Source organism: Mesorhizobium sp. M0166 (genome assembly GCF_040322255.1).
Lineage (GTDB): Bacteria > Pseudomonadota > Alphaproteobacteria > Rhizobiales > Rhizobiaceae > Mesorhizobium.
The window spans coordinates 1-20453 of record NZ_JAMYTD010000032.1 but is presented as its reverse complement, the minus strand read 5'-3'; the positions used below and the strand labels follow the sequence as shown (position 1 = coordinate 20453).

Genomic DNA, 20453 nt, shown 5'->3' with positions numbered 1-20453 from the left:
GCAGGTGAACCGGTCAGGGCGTGGCCGGCTTCTGCGCCGTGCCGAGGGCTTTGGGCGCTGCGGGTACGGGCGCTGCGGTATTCATCTTTTCCTCGATCCAGCCGGTGTAGTTGGCCAGCCGCGTGTAGATGCCGTAGGCGTTCTTGTGGCCGCAGGCGGTGCCGCCGTCGGCCGGACCTTCGCCCCAGCTGACGACGCCGACCTGCACCGGACCATCGGCGCCGGTCATGAACAGCGGTCCGCCGCTGTCGCCATTGCAGGCGTCGCGCTCGCCGCTGGCCGTGCCGGCGCAGATCATGTTGCCGGTCAGCGGATCGGCCATGTCGGCTGCAATCGCGTTGGCGGCCGCCTCGATGCCCCGTTCCGAATAACGCATGCGGCGGGCGAGCTCGCCGAGCGCTGCTTTCAAATCATGCGCATAAATCGCCTTGATGCCGCTGTTGCAGGTTGCGTTCGGCTGGAGATCCAGGTCGGCGACCATCAGCGCGGTGGGAAATGTTCCGTCCTGCATCTTGCCCCAGCCGGTGACCGTCGTCTTGCCGGCGTCGGGGGTCGGCTCACGGGCAATTTTGATGGTCGGGGCATCGGCCGGCTCGGCCAGCCGGATCAGGCCGAGATCGTTGTCCAGCGTCTGCTCGCTATAGCCCTCGTTGACGATGATCTCCACCGCCTTGTAGCGCTTGCCCTCGCTCAGATCGGTGGCGCCGGTGAGCACGGTGACCACATCAGGCGAAATCGGCTCGCCGTCGTCATTGAGGCAGTGCGCCGCCGTCAGCACCCATTGCGGCGCGATCAGGCTGCCGCCACAGAACTGCGCATTCGCCTGCGAGGTCGGGCTTTTGTCCAGTTTGCCGGTGGTCAGCAATGCCACCTGGAACGGGTAAGCGCCCTTCTCGGCCTCTTTGCCGCCGTAGACGCGATCGGCGCCTTCGGGATTCTCCGCCCTGGCCTTGGCCCTGGCCTCGGCCACGCGTTTCATCGGCGAGATCGCCGCCTCCGGCCGGGCGGCCGCGTCCGTAGCATGAACGGAATTGACGGCCGGCACGGCCGCCGCGATGCCAAGCAGCGCGGCGGCGGCAATCGGTCTGAACCTATGGATGATCTTCACCTCGAACCCCCTGAGACGATGTTCCCGACAGGTCAGTCGCCGACGCATGATCCACTGAAATGAACCGGCCGGTGAGATCATGCTCCACGGCGAAGCACGATCCGTCACAAAGCCGAGCGCCATTTCTGCTAGTCGTGCTGTCGAGCCAAACCCGCCCAAAATCCTATAGCCCCCCACGGGCTATGTGGAAGCAATTTGTCGTTGCCAATGTTGGATTATTTTAGGCAGTATACCGTTGCAGGCATTTTTGGCGGGGACCTAAACTGGCTGCACTGAATAATGGCCCGGTAAAGGCACCGGTAACCAATTTCATTTTTCTGCGCCACCACGATCTCGACAATATTTCTGTATCTTGATCCAGTCCTTGCTGACTTTTGGGAGAGTCTCACCATGACAAAACTGACACAGTGCATTATTGCGTCCGCGTTGCTTTCCACCGCAATGTGGGCGGTTCCTGCCTTGGCTGCCGATCCAGGTTCCGCCAATGCCGGCAACGGCGAAAGCATGCGGGACGTAACGTCGGGCGATTACAAGCCCGGCCGGGCGAAACCGATCGCCCCGCCGAAACTGACCGACGACGAGGCCAACCGCGCCGCGCCGCTCACCGACGAAGCAACGGCCGTGAAATCCTATGGCATCGTCGGCCGCTCCGCCGATGGCAAGGACATCAAGATCGACCCGAACGATACGCTCAAGAACCTTGTCATCAAGGAAATGAACGCGCCCGCCGACGGGCAGAAGTCCGATAATTCCGGGCTGAGCGGCGGCGAAGAGGCTGGCCGCCAGGTGTTCGGGACGGACGACCGCGAGCAGATCAAGAATACCAAAACTTACCCGTTCACCGCGATCGGCTATCTCGAAGGCAAATCGAAGAGCGGCAGCTATGGCAGCTGCTCGGCGACACTGATCGGTCCGCGCACCGTGCTCACCGCGGCGCACTGCCTCTACAGCCACGAAGACAAGGCCTGGCTCGACGACATCCTGTTCGTGCCGGCCCTCAATGGCAAGACCGCCGACGACGCCCCATTCGGCGCCTTCACCTATGAAAGCGCCTATGTCATCCAGGGCTTCATCGACAATTACCAGGGCTTTTACGGCTCGGTCGTGCCGTGGGACCTCGGCATTGTCACCCTGAAGCAGGATGTCGGCACCAATCTCGGCTGGCTGGGCTATGCCAATTACGAGGATCTCGGCGATTTCACCGCCAACATCATCGGCTATCCCGGCGACAAGCCGATGGGCACGATGTGGAAGGCGACCTGCGAAGTGCACGCCGAAAACATCGCCACCGAGTATTTCCAGTACGACTGCGACACGTATCCCGGATCGAGCGGCAGCTCGGTCTACGCCTATGACAACGGCTCCAAGCAGCGCGTCATCACCGGCGTGAACGTGGCCGAGAGCCCGGATGCCAATACCGCCGTGCGCCTGAACGCCATCAACGTCCAGTGGATCAACAGCCTGTACAAATAGGCGTGCAGAATTTCGGCCGCGATCGTCGCGGAGGGCTAGAGCGGAATGCGTTCTAATTGAACAGTGCATTCCGCTCTATTGTTTGTCTAGCCGCATTTCTGCGACGCCAAGTGATTCCGCTTGGCTGCAAAATGCTCCAGCCGCCGGCGGAGCATTTTCCGTCGCCGGCTTTTCGCATTTTCGGGGATTATCTGGACTGGGTCGAGGCTGGCGCCTGGCGGACATAGTTCTCGATCGGCAGGGCGAAGGTCGGCGAGCCGGCCTTGCGCTCCTTGTCGATATAGCCGGCAAAATAGCTCCAGAACGAAGCGGCGTAGTCGCGGAAATAGGAGTCGGCGACCTCGCGCGAGCACAGCCTGCCTTCGACGCAGAAGGAAAGGCGGTTGAGAAAATAGACGATGCGGTCGAAATTATCGCTGAACTCGGCAAGCGGCATGTCGCCGCCAGTAGCGCTCATCGCTTCGATGCCGATGCGCTGTCTGAACACCTGTTCCTCGGTCGGCGTCGGATTGGCACTGAGCAGATTGCCGTATTTGGCGTTGAGCGCCGCCAGGCGTTGCTTGAGGGCCCGTTGCGCCTGCTGGTAATCCTTGCTTTCCCAGAGCTCGACCAGCGACATCGTCTGTTCGACGCGCTTCTGCTCCTGGTTCGCCAGGAACTGGTAGACCGAAAAGATCAAGGTGAAAATGATCGCCAGGCGTACCAGCAATCCGGACCAGGCATAGACGAGCATGCGCCAGTCGCGATCGGTGAACGGGTTCGCCTCCTTCTTGACCTCGTGATTGCTCACCCACGGCAGGCCTTCGATGGTTTCCGGCAATGACACCGGCTTCTTTTGCGGTACCGGCGCCGTCACTGCCTGCTGCGTTGCGTTGCCCCCCGCTTTCGTCATCCGCAGCTGTCCAGTTCTATGGTGGCGGACGGGTCGAGCACGATGCCCGGCGTCTCCAGCTTCTTCTTCAGGCAATCCAGCTGCGTGCGCGAAACGATGAACTGCACGTCAGGCTCCGCCTGCGCCTTGCCCGGCGACGGCAACGGTTCGACCACGCCGCGTGAGGTGCAGCTGCTGAGATCGACGACGACGGCGGTGTTGCCGGTTTTGGCGATCTGGTCGTATTGGTCGAGAAAGCAACTCGCCAGTTCGGAGTTGATGACGACCTCCTTGGCGCAGAGGCCGCAAGCCTCGTCCGCCGAAGCATTGGCGGCCAGCAACAGCCCGGCGACAAGGCCGGCGGCTGCTGCGCACCACGAAAATACCATCCTGTTCACGAACGCCCTCATCCGTTCCGTTCGGCCGCCGACAGCGGCGGTCGAAGAGTGTTCATTATCAGCCGATTAGGCAAGAGGCCCGGTCGGGCACTTGATCCCGCTTCAGGCGCGCGGCACCGTCTCCATCGGGAAGATCATCACGGCGCCCTTCGACCCCTTGTCGTCGGTGAGCCGCATGGCCGACCGCGTCGCCGGCGCCATGCCGATGTCGGCCAGCATGTCGGCGAAGCTTGGCTGTCCCAGTCCGCGCGTTACCGAGACAACCCTGTCTTGCGCCAGGAAGCTCAGATCCTGCTTCTCGCTCTGCGGCGGCGCCTCGGTCAAGACGGCGATCATCCGCTCCATGCCGAAGCTGGTGTCGGTGAATTTGAACAGGCCTTCCTCGAGCACGGCGCCTTCGGTCAGGCGCTCGGCAAGAAAATGCTGGATGGAATAGTCGGAGCCGACATAGAGCACGTTGATGTCGACAAGGTTGGTCGAGCTGTTCCTGGCCAGCACGTGCACCTGATCATCGGGCGAAACACGCGGCACCGTCGACGGTTCGATCGGCTGCAGCGTGTCATTGTCCAGGCGCTTGATCCGGAACTCGACACTGACCTCTTCCGGCCGATAGTCGGAAGCGGCGGCCAGCCTCGACAGGCCGATGGCGCGGAAGATTTTCGTCAGAGTCCCTGCCGCGGCGTCGATCAACGTTTCGCGGCCATCCGGATGAATGACGATCATCGGCGGCTTGTTGCCTTCCTTGAGCGTCATGTCGCCCGAAGCCGGAAGGAACCACAGCGCAGGCGCGTCGGTGGCATCTTCTGCGGCGCCGGCAATGGCGCTCTCGCGCAGCACGGCGAGACGCAGATCTGCGCTCTTGCCCGGCTCGATCAGCGCGATGTGGAACCCCGAGCTCTCCCTGGCCGCCAGTTCGTCGAGAACCGAGTTCGCCAGCGCGGCCTCTTTCTCGAGGCCTTTGGCCGCTGCCGGCCGCGCGACCACGAGCTTGTAGTCGACGGCGAGCTCGGCCAGCCTGGCATAGGCATTGGCGGGGATGTCGGCCAGCTTGAGCGCCGGCTTGCCGCCGAACTCGACCGGCTGGACGCGGCTTTCCAGGTTTTTCGCCGACTGAACCTGGAGATAGCCAAGCGCCTCGGACAGCGGCGACAGCGCCGACGGCAATATTGCGAGCCTGCTGCCGGGGGTGAGGCGATGCAGCAGTCCGGCGCCGATCGTGGCTTTGTCGTTCTCGACGACGATCGGCCATTGCATGACCGCGTCGGTCTTGTCGGTGCCGAAGACGCGTGCGTCGAGTTCCCCTTCGAACAGCGGCGTCGGCCGGGTGCGGCCGTCCGCCGAATATTGCTGCAGCACGGCCTGGCCGAGCTGGCGGTAGGTGATGTTGGGGTTCTCGGCCAGTTTCGACAGGATGGTGAAGGTGAACAGCCCGAAACGCGGCGCATCGGCCGTGCCCTTGGGCAGCGGCATCTCGGGCGTCGTCTCCACCGTCTGCGCCGCGTAGAAGGCGACCAATTTGCCCTTAGTCGTCGGCTCGGCGCCGGTCGGCGTCAGCTTGAAGGCCGGCTTGCGCTGCCCGTCCTCGTCAAAGCCGCGCGGCGCGGCCGACGCAAGCTCGTCATAGGCTTTCACCGCGGCCGCCCTGGCAGCGTCGTCGCCGCCGACCAGATCGGCGAACTCGACCTTGCGTTCAAGCTCATCGTCGACCTCGGCGGCGCGCGTCGCCGTGCCGGAATGGCAGCAGTCGAACACGGCCCAGATAAAGGCGCCCTTGTCGCGGATGGCGTCGAGCGCGGTGCCGATCTCGTTGTCGACCAGCGCATTGGGCACGCCCTGTTCGCGGTTGATCCATTTGTCGATGTCGGACGGCAAGAAAATCTCGTCGAGGCCGTCGGTCTCGTCGCCCTTGTTCGCCGCCGGCTGCTGCGCGCCATGACCGGACAAATGCAGATAGACGAAATCGTCGCGCTGGACCTTGGCGGCAAGGTCGGCCAACGCCGCCTTGATCGCCGCATGTGTCGGCGGTCCGTTGGAGCCTTCGACATCCTTGGCGAGCAGCGTGACGTTTTCGGCCGAAAACTTCACCGGCGCGGGCGTGTTCTTCAGGAGATAATCGCGCACCAGGCCGGCATCGTTCCTCGGTCCGATCAGCCAGTTTTTCTTCGGCAGGTTCGGGTAATCGGTGCAGGCAACAAGCAGCGCATGGTAGGTGCGCGCCGCTGCGAATGCCCGAAACGGCACCAGGCCGGCAGCGGCCAGCGCGGACGTGCCGGCAAGCAGCGTCCGCCGCGTCACTTTGATCATGATTGCTTCCCCAAGCCCGATCGAATTTCCAAGCACGGCCAGCCTGGCCGAGGATTTTGTCAGTATTTTGAATATGGCGCCGCCGGCCAGCCGACCACCGGCTGCGAACAGAAACAGTAGCAAAAATGGCAGTTCGTCGCTATCTCAGTGGAAGTGGTCCGATCGCATGCGAAAATGGCAGTGATCGGCACGAAGCGGCTTGGAACAGGATCATGGCGGCAAGGGATGTACTGACGAAGAACCAGCTTTGCGTTCTCGAGAAACTCGAGGCCGCCAGCGGCCCGCTCAGCGCCTATACGTTGCTCGACCAATTGCGCGAGCGTGGCTTTCGCGCGCCGCTGCAGGTCTACCGGGCGCTCGACACGCTGGTGAAATCCGGCTTCGTGCACAGGCTCGAAAGCCTCAATTCCTTCGTCGCCTGTGCCGAGCCGCACGACCACAGCCATTCGATGACGGCGTTTGCCATCTGCGACACCTGCGGCCAGGTAACCGAGTTCTCCGACCACGATGTCGGCCACCGGCTCGACGAATGGGTACGCTCGACCGGCTTCGCCGCCAAGAAGGCGGTGATCGAGTTTCGTGGGACATGTGCAAAGTGTTTGGCCGAGGCGGCTTAGCAAGCCCGAAGGCAACACTTCGAAGGTGGCGAGGCAGTATTCACGCCTCGCGGGTGGGCTCACGATGGTTCCTATGCTTTGGCGATAGCCTCCATGAGGCGGAAGCCGCCAGTCGACAAACGACCCGTTGCAGACATTCGGCTATGAAAGTGCAGTCCAAACTACCCTCTCAAGATCGGGAGAGTAGCGTGCGATGATAGCCTCTTGATCATTTTCCTGCGTGAGAATTATCTGCTTCCCAGTAGCGTCACCGAGCAATCGCATAAAGCGGTCAAGGTGCTCAACCTCGGTTTTTCCGCTGACTTGCCTTGGATCGAAGTCGAACTCAATTTCCATAACGGTAAAGAAGTGACATGCAAGCTGAATTGGCCCGACGTAAAAAGACAGTAAGCTGCCTGTTTCGCTTTCCAGGGCCGCTTCGACGCCCAATGGCATCGACTCGATCTTGCCGGAGACACTGAAACTAGCAGGCGGGGTCCATTCGAGGAGGATGTTCCAGACGCCCTGCCAATCTGCCTCAGACGTGTTCAGAACATAGATGTCTCGCCAGAAGCCGTCCCAAGCGAAATCCGATGCTATCTGTTCCCAATTCATGCATGAACCATTCTGGATGACTGCGGTTCTAGCATGACATACGCCATGAGTGCTTTCCATAAATCCCAAGTCTGCTTTCCACCTATCCCGGTCATTCCGCATTTATGAGTTTATGGCCTAGCCAACCGGCCTTCTTGAGGTATGCCGGATGTGCAAGATCTCAATTGCGTCGGCACGGGCACGATAGAAGATCTTATAAGGGTAGCGGCCTGTGAAGAGGACGCGAACGCCAGGGATGTCAGTCGCGTGACCGCTTTCGGGAAATTCGGCAAGTCGCGAAATCCCAGCGTGGATCCAAGAAATGACTGAAAGGGCGCCCTGAGGCGCCGCCCTTCGAGGTAGTTGAAAATCGCCTCGCGTTCGGCAAAAGCTTGCCGCGTAAATCGGACCTTCAGAGCCTGCGGCGGGTGTCGGCCGCGCGAACGGTATCCTCATCTACGAAAGTGCCGTGACCGGCCTCTGCTAGCCCCGCTGTGACCGCGCTGCGCTCTGATTCCGACGTCGCATACACGCCGGTCTGCCGCGCCTCGATGACGCGGGCATAGTCGGCAAGCTCCTCCTGGTCTTCGCGAGGCCAAGCCTCCGCACGCTTTACGAGACTCTCGAGTGTCTTGGTGATCATGCGGGCTTTGTATCATACTGGGGATGCGTTTGGATTTTTCACTTTGCGCCGATTCCAGGCGTCTGCGATGCCCCTCACCCTTACCCTCTCCCCGTGAAGGACGGGGAGAGGGGGGCGCCAGCGTTGGTGCCAGCTTCCCTTCTCCCCGTCGTTGACGGGGAGAGGTGCCCGGCAGGGCGATGAGGGGCGTTGCCGAGGACTGTCAGTTGGTGCTGTTATGGAAATGCAGAAGCCGCCGTTCGCAGGCCGGCGTCGCTTGAACACAACACGGCCCTAATGCGCCTCTTCCCAGTTGTTGGCGGCGCGGGCGTCGACGTGCAGCGGCACCGACATCGATACCGCCGGCATGGCGGCGTTCTCCATGACGTGACAGACGACCGGGATCGTCGCCTCGACCTCGGCTTCGATCGTCTCGAAAACCAGCTCGTCATGCACCTGCAGCAACATGCGGGCGGAAAGCTTGGCCTTTTCCAGCGCCTCGTCCATGCGGATCATGGCGCGGCGGATGATGTCGGCGGCGGTGCCCTGCAGGCGTGCGTTGATCGAGGCGCGCTCGTTGAAGGCGCGGACCGAGGGATTTGACGATCTGATCTCCGGGTAGTGGATGCGGCGGCCGAAAATGGTCTCGACGAAGCCATGCTCGCGGGCATAGGCCTTGGTCGCGTCGATATAGTCGCGGATGCCTGGGAAGCGCTCGAAATATTTCTTGATGTAGTCGCCGGCTTCCTCGCGCGCGATCGACAGCTGGTTGGCGAGGCCAAAGGCCGAAATGCCGTAGATGATGCCGAAATTGATCGCCTTGGCGCGGCGGCGCACTTCCGAAGGCATGCCCTCGACCGGCACGTTGAACATTTCAGACGCGGTAATCGCGTGGATGTCGGCGCCATCGGCGAAGGCTTGCTTGAGCTGCGGGATTTCGGCGACGTGGGCGAGCACGCGCAATTCGATCTGGCTGTAGTCGGCGGATACCAGCTTGTTGCCCTTGTCGGCGATGAAGGCCGTCCTGATCTTTCGGCCCTCGGCGGTGCGTACCGGAATGTTCTGCAGATTGGGATCCGAGGACGACAGCCGCCCGGTCGTCGTCGCGGCAAGCGCGTAGGAGGTGTGGACACGCTTGGTGTCGGGATGGATGAAGCCGGGCAGTGCGTCGGTATACGTCGATTTCAATTTGGTCAGCTGGCGCCAGTCGACGATCTTGCGCGGCAATTCGTGGCCTTCGGCGGCGAGGTCTTCGAGAAGCTGCGCCGAGGTCGACCATTGGCCGGTCTTGGTTTTAGAACCGCCGGGCAGGCCCATCCTGCCGAACAGGATGTCGCCGAGCTGTTTTGGCGAGCCGATGTTGATGCGCTCGCCGACCAGCTGGTAGATCTCGTCCTCGAGCCGTGCGGCACCCTGTGCCAGTTCGCCGGAGAGCCGCGACAGGATCTGCCGGTCGACGGAGATGCCGCGCTGTTCCATCCGCGCCAAAACCGGCACCAGCGGCCGTTCCAGCCGCTCATAGACCGAGACCAGGCCCTTGGCGGCAAGCCGCGGCTTCAGCACCTGCCAGAGCCTGAGCGCGACATCGGCGTGCTCGGCGCCGTAAGCCGTCGCCTTGCCGAGGTCGGCCTGATCGAGGCCGACGAAGCTTCTTCCCGAACCGGCCAGTTCCTTCAGCGGAATGGTCGCGTGGCCGAGCCACTTGTCGGCCAGCGCCTCCAGGCCATGGCCACCATGGGTGCCGGCCTCGAGCACGTAGGAGATCAGCATGGTGTCGTCATAGGGGCCGATCTCGATGCCGTGACGGCTCATGACGACAAGGCGGTATTTCATGTCGTGCACGATCTTGAGGACGGATCTGTCCTCGAGCAGCGGCTTGAGCAACGCCAGCGCGTCGCGGATCGGGATCTGGTTTTCGACCGCGCCGCCGCCGAGCAGGTCGCCATTGCCGTTTTTATGGGCAAGCGGCACGTAGGCGGCGTGGCCGGGCGCGACGGCCATGGCAAGGCCGATCAGTTCGGCCCGCATCGGATCGGGCGAGGAGGCTTTAACGTCGAAGGCGACGATGCCTCTCTCCATCGCCTCGGCGATCCAGACCTTCAGCGTCGCGGCGTCGCGGATGCAGGCGTAAGCGCTGGTGTCGATCTTGCGGGCGGTGGCAGCCTCCAGGCGAAGCGCCGAAAGCAGGGATGGGGTGTCGCCTTGCTTGGCTGCGGCCGGGGCTTCGAGTGCCGCTTCGTCCGACGGCGGTGCGCTCTCGGCGGCCGCGGGCACGCCAAAACCCATATCGGGGCCATGCGCGGTATCGGCACGCTCTATCGTGACGGGAGTGGCTGGAACGTCGCCCGCATCGGTTCCCGTCGCTTCGGCCACGCGGCGGGTCAGCGTCGAGAATTCCATGGTCTTGAGAAAGCCGATCAGCCTGGGGCCGTCCGGCGCATGCAACACGAACTCGTCGAGCCCCTCGGTCACCGGCACGTCGTTCTTCAGCGTCACCAGGTCACGCGAAATGCGCGCCTTGTCGGCATTGGCGATGATCGATTCGCGCCGCTTGTCCTGCTTGATCTCGCCGGCGCGGGCGAGCAGCGTATCGAGGTCGCCGAACTGTTCGAGCAATTGCGCGGCCGTCTTCGGCCCGATGCCGGGCACGCCCGGCACATTGTCGACCGAATCGCCGGTCAGCGCCTGCAGGTCGATCATCTTCTGAGGCGGCACGCCCCATTTCTCGATCACCTCGGGAACGCCGATCTGGCGGTCCTTCATCGGGTCGTACATGGCAACCGTTGGGCCGACCAGTTGCATCAAGTCCTTGTCGGAAGAGATGATGGTGGTGTCGGCGCCGGCTTCGCAGGCAAGCCGGCAATAGGTGGCGATCAAATCGTCGGCCTCGTAGCCTTCCGTCTCAAGGCATGGCAGGTTGAAGGCCCTGGTCGCCTGGCGGATCAGGCCGAATTGCGGGATCAAGTCTTCCGGCGGCGCCGAGCGGTTGGCCTTGTATTCGGGGTAGAGGTCGTTGCGGAAGGTCTTCGACGAATAGTCGAAAATCACGGCGAAATGCGTCGGCACGATGCCGACGTCGGTGTTGCGGGCGTCCTGCGTCAGCTTCCAGACCATGTTGCAGAAGCCGAGCACGGCACTGGTCGGCAGCCCGTCGGACTTGCGGGACAGTGGCGGGAGCGCGTGATAGGCACGGAAGATGTAGCCGGAGCCGTCGACAAGGAAGAGATGATCGCCTTTTTTCATGGCACGAGGGATAGCGCGGCGCAGCGCCGCGGTCCATGCCAAAGGCGGCTTGCGCCAAGGGTTCCGGCAACACCCTGACAAATGGCTGTGAGCTTGGCCGGCCCTGGCGGCTTGCTCGGAGCTTTGTTCGCTCACGCCTATGTTACAAAAGTGTAATTTTTGTGCCCTTGAATCGCCACGTTCGCAGACACAGATAAACGCCATCGGCAGTTTTCGCCGAAGTCCGGAGCAAGGCCCGTCCCCCGCCTATCCCGGACACTTGCGGCAGCCTATCCCCCCTCTCCGGGCTGCCGCATCGTTTCGAGTAAAGGCCGCCGTGGTTCCCCTCCACCACGGCGGCCTTTTTTTGCCTTTCGACGGCATCCTGCCTGTGGCCCAACGGTCGCGGGCTTTCCGTTTCGGCGCATGGGCTCTAGATTCGCCGCCAGAATCGAAAGGCCCGCCAGATGTCCGCAGTTTCCCCTGTTCTCGACCGCCTCGACAAGAACTTCGACCAGAGCCTGGAACGCCTGTTCAGCCTGCTCGGCATCAAGTCGATCTCCACCGATCCGGACTACGCCGCCGACTGCCGCAAGGCCGCCGAATGGCTGGTCGCCGAGCTCAAGCTGATCGGCTTCGACGCCAGCGTGCGCGACACGCCGGGGCATCCGATGGTGGTCGCGCATCACGACGGGCCGGCGGGCGCGCCGCATCTGTTGTTTTACGGTCATTACGACGTCCAGCCGGTCGATCCGATCGAGCTGTGGGAAAGCGACCCGTTCGCGCCGGCGGTCAAGGAGATCGAGCCCGGCCACAAGGTGATCACCGGCCGCGGCGCGGCCGACGACAAGGGCCAGCTGATGACCTTCGTCGAGGCCTGCCGCGCGTGGAAGCAGGTGCATGGCGGATTGCCGTGCCGCATCACGATCCTGTTCGAGGGCGAGGAGGAGTCCGGATCGCCGTCGCTGAAACCGTTTCTCGAGGCGAATGCGGATGAGCTGAGGGCCGATTTCGCCCTGGTCTGCGACACCGGCATGTGGGATCGCGATACGCCGTCGATCTGCGTCTCGCTGCGCGGGCTGGTCGGCGAGGAGATCACGGTGACGGCCGCCGACCGCGACCTGCATTCCGGGCTCTATGGCGGTGCGGCCGCCAATCCAATCCGCATCCTGGCAAATATCCTGGCCGACATCCACGATGAGGACGGCCACGTCACCATTCCGGGTTTCTATGACGGCGTCGAGGAAACACCGTCGCAGATATTGCAGTCGTGGCTGTCGCTGGGCGAGACCGCCGAGACCTTCCTCGGACCGATAGGCCTGTCGATTCCGTCCGGCGAAAAGGGCCGCTCGGTGCTCGAACTGACCTGGGCGCGGCCGACGGCCGAGTTCAACGGAATCATCGGCGGCTATACCGGCAAGGGCTTCAAGACGGTGATCGCAGCACAAGCCTCGGCGAAAGTGTCCTTCCGCCTCGTTCACAAACAGGATCCGGAAAAAATCCGCGCCGCCTTCCAGGCATTCGTCAGGGAGCGCGTTCCGGCCGACTGCTCGGTCGAATTCCATCCGCATGGCGGCTCGCCGGCAATCCAGCTTTCCTACGACTCGCCCTTCCTGGCCAAGGCCAAGCAGGCGCTGTCCGACGAATGGCCGAAGCCGGCGGTGGTGACCGGCAGCGGCGGCTCGATCCCGGTGGTCGGCGATTTCCAGACCTATCTCGGCATGGAATCGCTGCTGGTCGGTTTCGGCCTCGACGACGACCGCATCCACTCGCCGAACGAGAAGTACGAGATGAGCTCCTTCCACAAGGGCCAGCGCTCCTGGGCGCGCATTCTCGAGGCGCTGACACGCTGAAATTGCGCCAGACTCAAGTTTTTGTTGATTTTTCGCCGGATCGCGGCAAGGACGGGCAAGGTCCGTCGCGCATCGCTGCACGGGGCCGCGACCGGAGAAGACGATGAGCGACATACGTTTCCACAAAAACGATCTGCCCGGCCTGCTGCATTACGATGTCGGGGCGGTCGCCATCGACACCGAGACGCTGGGGCTGAACCCGCATCGCGACCGGCTGTGCGTCGTGCAGATCTCGCCGGGCGACGGCTCGGCCGACGTCATCCAGATCGCGCCCGGCCAGAAGAAGGCGCCGAACCTCGTCAGCCTGCTCAAGAACCGCAGCATCACCAAGCTCTTCCATTACGGCCGCTTCGACCTTGCCGTGCTCTACAACGCCTTTGGCGTCATGCCGGAGCCGGTGTTCTGCACCAAGATCGCGTCGCGGCTGACGCGCACCTACACCGACCGGCACGGGCTGAAGGACATCTGCTTCGAGCTTCTCGGGGTCGGCCTGTCGAAGGCGCAGCAATCCTCGGACTGGGCGGCCGAGACGCTGTCGCCCGAGCAGCTCGAATATGCCGCCTCCGACGTGCTCTATCTGCACCGGCTGCGCGACGTGCTGAGCGCGCGGCTGGCGCGCGACAACCGGACCAGGGAGGCCGATGCCTGCTTCCGCTTCCTGCCGACGCGTGCGAAACTCGACCTGATGGGCTGGGATGAGGAGGATATCTTCGCCCACAGCTAATGGCCTTCATGATAATTCTACTCCGGCGGCCATCTGGCGCAGTTTTCTCTGCTTCCGGTGCTCACGGACCCAAATGTCCGCTGCGCTCCGGTTCTCGAAAACACGCCATATGTCTCGCCGGAGCGAATTCTCATAAAGGCCATCGGCCAGCAACCGAGGGCGCTTGTCCCGGCGCTCCGTTCGCTTTCACCGGAGGAATTGAAATGGCTGCGCGAAAACCGATCGAAACGGCACCGAAGGACGGCTCCAAGGTCACCGTCTACTGGCAGGACAGCGACGGCGTGATGAACGAGAGCATCGCGCAATACCGTTCGCTCGACCGGCTGAAGGCGGCCGGCGGCGACTGGGACGAAAGCGACGCCGGCTGGTGGGCCTATACGGACGGCCATACGCAAAGGAAGATCGAGCCGATCAGCTGGCGGCCGGCCTCCGACGATGCGGATGCCGACGACTGAGGGTTGTCGCAACCGCCGAACTGAAGTGATTATTCTGAGGCAAGGCATATTTTGTTCTTGCTTTGTGCCGGCAGCTATGCTACTAATCTCGCTATGGTGCTCATTGGCTCCAACGACCCGTCCGCCGAGGCGGGTTTTTCATTTCCGGCTTTGGCACTGTCGCGGACCGCGCCGGTTCGGCAAACGATTGAATACAGTTTACTTCGATTTTTCCCGACTTAACCCGCCTTTAAACCGCCGCATCTAGTCTTCAACCCGAACGCCATAGGCATGGGGAAGACAGCACAGCGCATGGCGAACCGGAAAGACAGTCGCATCGAGCCCAGCTTCGAGGCATCGCCGGGGGCGAGATCCTCGGCCGGTTTTTCGGTGAGCGAGGAGGACCGCGTCGTGCCGAGCAACCGAAAAGCCGCTGCAAATCGCAAATCGTCCAAGGCCAAGCCGTCACGCGGCGGGCGCGGCAAAGGCCGGCGCGGCGCGTTCGGCGTCCTTGCCCGGCTGTTCTACTGGTGCTTCGTGCTGGCCATCTGGGGCGGTATCGCCACTGCCGGCATCGTGGTCTATTACGGCGCGAAAATGCCTGCGGCCACCACCTGGGCCATTCCCGACCGCGCCCCCAACATCAAGATCGTCTCGGTCGACGGCCAGCTGCTTGGCAATCGCGGCATGAGCGGCGGCGAAGCCGTCGGCCTGCACGAAATGTCGCCCTATATTCCCGAGGCCGTCATCGCGATCGAGGACCGCCGCTTCTATTCGCATTTCGGCATCGACCCGATCGGCCTTTCCCGGGCCATCGTCACCAACGTTGTCGGCGGGCATTTCTCGCAAGGCGGCTCGACGCTGACCCAGCAATTGGCCAAGAACCTGTTCCTGACGCCGGACCGCACCCTGGAACGCAAGGTGCAGGAGGTGCTGCTGGCGCTGTGGCTGGAGCACAAGCATACGAAGGACCAGATCCTCGAAATGTACCTCAACCGGGTCTATTTCGGTTCCGGCGCCTACGGCGTCGAAGCGGCCTCGCGCCGCTATTTCGGCAAGAGCGCGCGCGATGTCACGCTGTCGGAGGCGGCACTTCTCGCCGGCCTGCTCAAGGCGCCGTCGCGGCTGTCGCCGGCGCGCGACCCGAAGGCGGCCGAACAGCGTTCGCAGCTGGTGCTCGCCGCAATGCGCGACGAAGGCAAGATCAGCGCCAAGGAGATGACCACGGCGATGAGCGCGCCGGCGACGCGTTCGCCGTCCTACTGGACCGGCTCGGAAAACTATGTCGCCGACACGATCATGGAAGAACTGCCCGACCTGATCGGCGACGTGCGCCGCGACATCGTCGTCGACACGACCGTCGATCTGACGCTGCAGAAGCTCGCCGAGCAATCGATCCGCCGGCTGATCGACCAGAGCGGCAAGAAGCTCAATGTCAGCCAGGGCGCGCTGGTGTCGATCGACAATTCCGGCGCGGTGCGCGCCATGGTCGGCGGCTATGATTATTCGACCAGCCAGTTCGACCGCGCCTCGGAAGCACGCCGCCAGCCCGGTTCGGCATTCAAGCCGTTCGTCTATATGGCGGCGCTGGAATCCGGCCGTACGCCCGACAGCGTGCGCAACGACGCGCCGATCAAGATCGGCAACTGGACGCCCGACAATTACGGCGGCAAATATTTCGGCAAGGTGACGCTGGCGACGGCGCTGGCAAAATCGCTGAACTCGGTGGCCGCGCAGCTGACCATGGAAGTCGGACCGAATGCGGTGGTCGAGGCGGCGCACCGCATGGGCATCCAGTCCGAGCTGACGGCCAACACATCGATCGCGCTCGGCACCTCGGAAGTGACGCCGCTGGAACTGACCTCGGCCTATGTTCCCTTCGCCAATGGCGGCTACAAGCCGGACATCCATTTCATCCGCCGCGTCACGACGAGCGACGGCAAGGTGCTCTACGAAAACAATGGCGGCGGTGCGCCGCGCGTCGTCAAGCCCGATGTCGTCGGCATGATGAACTCGATGATGACCGGCACGGTCGAGATAGGCACGGCCAGGAAGGCGGCGTTCGCGTGGCCGGCGGCTGGCAAGACCGGCACCAGCCAGAACTCGCGCGACGCCTGGTTCATCGGCTATACCGCCAACCTCACCACCGGCGTCTGGTTCGGCAATGATGACGGCAGCGCGATGAAGAAGGTCACCGGCGGCGCATTGCCGGCGCAGGCCTGGCACGAGTTCATGGTCGCCGCCCATGAGGGCGTGCCGGTGCGGCCGCTGCCCGGAACCTGGAAATCGACGCCGCCCGACACCGTCGTCCCGGACGAGATACCGTCCGACACGGCACCGCCGGCGCCGGTCGCTTCCGTTGGCCAATCGGCGCCGCCTGCAGCAGCCACCCAGTCGCCTTCGCGTCCCGCGCGTCCTGCCGAGACGGTCGATGCCGGCGGCCTTGCCATGCCGGGCGTCGATAGCGCCACCGGATCGATCAAGCATCCGGTGCCGCCCGGCGAAGTTGGCGGCCCGGCCAAGAAGCGGCAGACCTCGATCCTTGACATCCTGACCGGCGGCTGAGCGGCGATCCCCCTCGCAACCGCGACGATGTTCCGCTACATGTCCGCTTGGAGACAAGCGACATGGCTGAACCCGACACCAGAAAGACCATTGTGCTGACCGGCGCCAGCCGTGGCATCGGCCATGCCACGGTCAAGCGCTTTTCACGCGAAGGCTGGCGCGTCATCACCTGCTCGCGCCAGGCCTTTGCCGAGGACTGCCCGTGGCCGGCCGGCCCGGAAGACCACATCAAGGTCGACCTCGCCGACCAGGAGGATGTCGGCATCGCCATCTCCGAGATCCGCCACCGGCTCGAGGCGCATGGCGGGCAGCTGCATGCGCTGGTCAACAATGCCGGCATCTCGCCCAAGCTCAAGGACGGCAACAGCCGCATGAACTCGATCGACACGCCGATGCATGTCTGGCGCGACGTCTTCCAGGTGAATTTCTTCGCGCCGATCATGCTGGCGCGGGGCCTGTTCAAGGAACTGGCATCGGCCAAGGGTTCGATCGTCAACGTCACCTCGATCGCCGGCACCCGCGTGCACCCCTTCGCCGGTACCGCTTATGCGACGTCGAAGGCGGCACTCGGCTCGCTGACACGCGAGATGGCGCATGATTTCGGTCCGCACGGCATTCGCGTCAACGCCATTGCACCGGGCGAGATCGACACCGCGATCCTGTCGCCGGGCACGGAAAAAATCGTCGAGACCATCCCGCTGAGACGGCTGGGTACCACGGCGGAAGTTGCCGACATAATCTTCTTCCTGTGCTCGCAGCAGGCGTCTTACGTGACCGGCTCGGAAATCCACATCAATGGCGGCCAGCACGTTTGAGCGAGCAGACCGATCGATATGAGCGTTTCACCGAAACCAACGTGGTTGGATCGCTCATTATCTACGAATGGGCCGCCAGTTTAGATATTTCCGGCGCGCGCGACATACTGGATCGTATAGTCGAGGTCCTCGGCTCTGCGCCTGACATCGCCACGGTCACTGACGAAAAGACGGGCAAGGATTATCTCTACCGAAACTTTGCGAAACGCGACGTTATAACCAAGAAAGATTGGCAGTCGGTCGGGTACTTGTGGAAGAGAAATCCGAATGTGCTATTGGATTTTTCCATAGACATTGGCTGCTCTGTCGATCGTTTCAGGCTCTTCGAGATTCATATCGATCGAGCGGCTAGATGTTTGATCCCAGGCTTTGATGGTTCATCATTGTCGTCCGAATCAAAGGATGCACTATGGGCCAGGTTCTGCATGGGAGCGCCACAACGACAGAGGCGATCCGTCGAGCGATACAACATAGTGAAGCGAGCCTGAGGTCGCTTTCATGCGCGAAGTGATGAACGGCACCTCGACGTAAATCTCCGGGATGTATTCCCGTTCAACTTGCTGTCCCAGGGGCATTTGGACCGTCGGATCGACCGCAAGCGGTTGCAGAATTGGATTCTGGACTCCGCCTATGGTGTCTTGCGGCAACTGTCGCCTGTGTCATGGCGGTGGGATGTTCCGCCCGAAGACATTCAAAAAATCAGAAAATTTCTGATCGATGCAGGAATCACGATTGTGAAAGAGTAGCCGTCGTAGCGGTGTCGGCAGCCAAAGCCGGCTCGGTCCTGCTCGCCGTCACCACTTCGACGATCCCGCGGGCGATCTCGCGTTCGCCCATGATGACAGTGTCGGCACCAAGGCCCTTGAGGTGCTCGACCTCGGCATCGGAATGGGCGCGGGCGATGATTTCGATTGCCGGATTGGCGGCGCGGGCGCGCAGCACGACCTGCCCGGCCTCGAAGGCGTTGGGGATGGCCAGGATCAGCCGCTTCGCGCCGTCGGGGTTTGATGCGGCGAACACGTCGCCATTCGCCGCGTTGCCGGGTACGGTTTCAATGCCGTCGGCCTTTAGCTTCGCCAATGTCTTGTCGGCATCCTCGATGACGAGGAAGGGCAGGGCGGCCTGCTTCAGCGAGACGCCGACGAGGCTGCCGACGCGGCCGTAGCCGATCAGGATGGTGTGGCCGGTCAGCCTCGTCCTGGGCGGCGGGCCATCCTCCTTCGCAGGCGCCGCTACCGATGCCACCTGGCCGGGCTCTGTCGCCGGGCCGATCGGCCTTGCTTCGCCGGGCGGCGCCGTCCTGCCGGCGCGTGCTTCCAGCCAGGGTTTCATCCGGTCGACGGCAAGAAACATCAGCGGATTGAGGACGATCGACAGGATGGCGCCGGCGAGGATGAGGTCGCGGCCTTGTTCGGGCAGCAGCTTCAGCCCGACACCGAGTTCGGCCAGGATGAACGAGAATTCGCCGATCTGGGCAAGGCTTGCCGAAATCATCAACGCGGTTGCGACCGGATAGCGGAAAACGACGACGATGACGAAGGCTGCCAGCGACTTGCCGATAACGATGATGGCCAGCGTCGCCAGGATCGGCCAGCCATTGCTGATCAGGCTGAACGGGTCGAACAGCATGCCGACCGAAACGAAGAACAGCACGGAAAACGCGTCGCGCAGCGGCAGGGATTCCTCGGCCGCCCGATGGCTGAGCTCGGATTCGCTCATGATCATGCCGGCGAAGAAAGCGCCGAGCGCCAGCGACACACCGAACAGCTTGGCGGCGCCGAAGGCGACGCCGAGCGCTATCGCAAGCACCGCCAGCCGGAACAGTTCGCGCGATCCGGTATGGGCGACGTAGTGCAGGATCCAGGGGATAAGCCGGCGGCCGACCACCAGCATGACCAGGACAAAGGCCGCGACCTTGGCCAGTGTGATGCCGACGACGCCCCAGACGCCGTAGCTCGCCGGCAGCGACAGCAGACCGCTGGAGTGCACCTCCACCTGTTCTTGGCCGCCGAGCACGCCGGCCAATGCCGGTAAAAGCACCAGCGCCAGCACCATCGCCAGATCCTCGACGATCAGCCAGCCGACGGCGATGCGGCCGCGCTCGGTCTCGATCAGCCGCCGCTCCTGCAAGGCGCGCAACAGCACCACGGTCGAGGCCACGGAAAGCGCCAGGCCGAAGACCAGCCCGGCGCCCATCGACCAGCCGAGCATCCAGGCAAGGCCGGCGCCAAGGGCTGTCGCGAAGCCGATCTGCACAATGGCGCCGGGCACGGCGATGGCGCGGACCGACAATAGGTCCTTCAGCGAGAAATGCAGGCCGACGCCGAACATCAGCAGGATGACGCCGATCTCGGCAAGTTCATTGGCCAAGCCGGCGTCGGCAACGAAACCCGGCGTGTTCGGTCCAACCAGAACGCCGGCGACGAGATAGCCTACCAGCGGCGGCACGCGAAAACGGTTGGCAAGTGCGCCGAAGACGAAAGCCAGCCCCAGACCGGCGACGATGGTGGCGATAAGGGGCGTGTCATGCGGCATTGTCTATGGAGCGCCTTCAGGAATTGCGATGTCGGATATGCGCCGCCCGAAAGCCGCCGCCTTGGCAGTATGGAGGCTGGGATAGTCGCGAGACAACCCCGCAATCCCCATGAAATCGATGACAAGGCAGCAAAAAGGCGGAGAGCCGGCGGGATTTGCCACTACGGCGCGGCTTGCTCCGTAGGGCGCAACCAATTGGCAAAGTCGGCGCCGCCCCTCAACCCCTTGCCGGGACCTTCTCCCCGTGCAGAACGCTATCGCATTCACACATCTGGGTTGCGCTTTGCGGCGAAGCTCGATTCTATTTCGGCCGGAAAAGCCGAAGGAGGGTTGAATGAC

17 protein-coding genes are annotated in these 20453 nt (G+C 63.0%); 8 read left to right on the top strand and 9 right to left on the bottom strand.

The features are described from left to right. Window positions 1-13: 13 nt before the first annotated feature. On the bottom strand, window positions 14-1108 hold the full coding sequence (locus tag NKJ46_RS26075) for a S1 family serine peptidase (RefSeq protein ID WP_352668675.1): 1095 nt from the start codon (window positions 1106-1108) through the stop codon (window positions 14-16). 390 nt (window positions 1109-1498) lie between these two features. Between NKJ46_RS26075 and NKJ46_RS26070 the strand changes: the two genes are divergently transcribed. Beyond that, on the top strand, window positions 1499-2581 hold the full coding sequence (locus NKJ46_RS26070; protein ID WP_352668672.1) for a trypsin-like serine peptidase: 1083 nt from the start codon (window positions 1499-1501) through the stop codon (window positions 2579-2581). 187 nt (window positions 2582-2768) lie between these two features. Here the strand turns inward: NKJ46_RS26070 and NKJ46_RS26065 are convergent, their stop codons facing one another. The 3 genes from NKJ46_RS26065 to NKJ46_RS26055 form a co-directional block, all read right to left on the bottom strand. Further along, window positions 2769-3473 carry a DUF4760 domain-containing protein gene (locus tag NKJ46_RS26065; protein WP_352668669.1) on the bottom strand — a complete coding sequence of 235 codons (705 nt, stop codon included), beginning with the start codon at window positions 3471-3473 and terminating at the stop codon, window positions 2769-2771. Next, window positions 3470-3841 carry a hypothetical protein gene (locus NKJ46_RS26060; protein WP_352668738.1) on the bottom strand — a complete coding sequence of 124 codons (372 nt, stop codon included), beginning with the start codon at window positions 3839-3841 and terminating at the stop codon, window positions 3470-3472. The genes NKJ46_RS26065 and NKJ46_RS26060 overlap by 4 nt, the downstream gene beginning before the upstream one ends. A 111-nt stretch (window positions 3842-3952) precedes the next feature. Further along, complete coding sequence (locus NKJ46_RS26055; protein WP_352668668.1) at window positions 3953-6154, bottom strand: caspase family protein; 2202 nt, start codon at window positions 6152-6154, stop codon at window positions 3953-3955. A 212-nt stretch (window positions 6155-6366) separates the two neighbouring features. On the opposite strand from NKJ46_RS26055, the gene NKJ46_RS26050 reads away from it, so the two are divergent. After that, window positions 6367-6771 (top strand): Fur family transcriptional regulator, encoded by a 405-nt coding sequence (locus NKJ46_RS26050; RefSeq protein WP_023675234.1) that lies wholly within the window; start codon window positions 6367-6369, stop codon window positions 6769-6771. Between the two features lie 141 nt (window positions 6772-6912). Here NKJ46_RS26050 and NKJ46_RS26045 read toward each other — a convergent pair whose 3' ends face one another. The 4 genes from NKJ46_RS26045 to polA all read right to left on the bottom strand — a co-directional run bounded on the left by NKJ46_RS26045 (window position 6913) and on the right by polA (window position 11209). Further along, on the bottom strand, window positions 6913-7365 hold the full coding sequence (locus NKJ46_RS26045) for a hypothetical protein (RefSeq protein ID WP_352668666.1): 453 nt from the start codon (window positions 7363-7365) through the stop codon (window positions 6913-6915). Between the two features lie 117 nt (window positions 7366-7482). Then, the gene (locus NKJ46_RS26040; RefSeq protein WP_352668663.1) at window positions 7483-7800 is read right to left on the bottom strand and encodes a type II toxin-antitoxin system RelE/ParE family toxin; all 318 of its coding nucleotides are present in this window, start codon (window positions 7798-7800) and stop codon (window positions 7483-7485) included. After that, a complete protein-coding gene (locus NKJ46_RS26035; protein ID WP_352668742.1) occupies window positions 7757-7987 on the bottom strand; it encodes a hypothetical protein in 231 nt (76 codons plus the stop codon). Before NKJ46_RS26035 ends, NKJ46_RS26040 begins: the two co-directional genes overlap by 44 nt. Window positions 7988-8260: 273 nt before the next feature. Next, window positions 8261-11209, bottom strand: coding sequence for a DNA polymerase I (polA, locus tag NKJ46_RS26030; protein ID WP_352668660.1), 2949 nt, complete (start codon window positions 11207-11209; stop codon window positions 8261-8263). Between the two features lie 446 nt (window positions 11210-11655). Here polA and NKJ46_RS26025 point away from each other — a divergent pair, with 446 nt between their 5' ends. From NKJ46_RS26025 to NKJ46_RS26000, 6 genes are all read left to right on the top strand, one after another. Beyond that, window positions 11656-13041: a M20/M25/M40 family metallo-hydrolase gene (locus NKJ46_RS26025; protein ID WP_352668658.1), complete on the top strand. Its 1386-nt coding sequence runs from the start codon at window positions 11656-11658 to the stop codon at window positions 13039-13041. A 103-nt stretch (window positions 13042-13144) separates the two neighbouring features. Beyond that, window positions 13145-13765 carry a ribonuclease D gene (locus NKJ46_RS26020; RefSeq protein ID WP_023675237.1) on the top strand — a complete coding sequence of 207 codons (621 nt, stop codon included), beginning with the start codon at window positions 13145-13147 and terminating at the stop codon, window positions 13763-13765. Between the two features lie 203 nt (window positions 13766-13968). After that, window positions 13969-14220: a hypothetical protein gene (locus tag NKJ46_RS26015; RefSeq protein WP_352668657.1), complete on the top strand. Its 252-nt coding sequence runs from the start codon at window positions 13969-13971 to the stop codon at window positions 14218-14220. Window positions 14221-14511: 291 nt separating this feature from the next. Next, entirely contained in the window at window positions 14512-16764 is a 2253-nt protein-coding gene (locus NKJ46_RS26010) for a transglycosylase domain-containing protein (protein ID WP_352668655.1), read from the top strand. Window positions 16765-16826: 62 nt separating this feature from the next. Continuing rightward, a complete protein-coding gene (locus tag NKJ46_RS26005) occupies window positions 16827-17579 on the top strand; it encodes an SDR family NAD(P)-dependent oxidoreductase (protein WP_023718933.1) in 753 nt (250 codons plus the stop codon). Further along, window positions 17576-18067, top strand: a complete 492-nt coding sequence (locus NKJ46_RS26000; protein WP_352668740.1) for a hypothetical protein — start codon at window positions 17576-17578, stop codon at window positions 18065-18067. Before NKJ46_RS26005 ends, NKJ46_RS26000 begins: the two co-directional genes overlap by 4 nt. Window positions 18068-18305: 238 nt before the next feature. Here NKJ46_RS26000 and NKJ46_RS25995 read toward each other — a convergent pair whose 3' ends face one another. Next, window positions 18306-20114, bottom strand: coding sequence for a cation:proton antiporter domain-containing protein (locus NKJ46_RS25995; protein WP_352668653.1), 1809 nt, complete (start codon window positions 20112-20114; stop codon window positions 18306-18308). Window positions 20115-20453 lie beyond the last annotated feature (339 nt).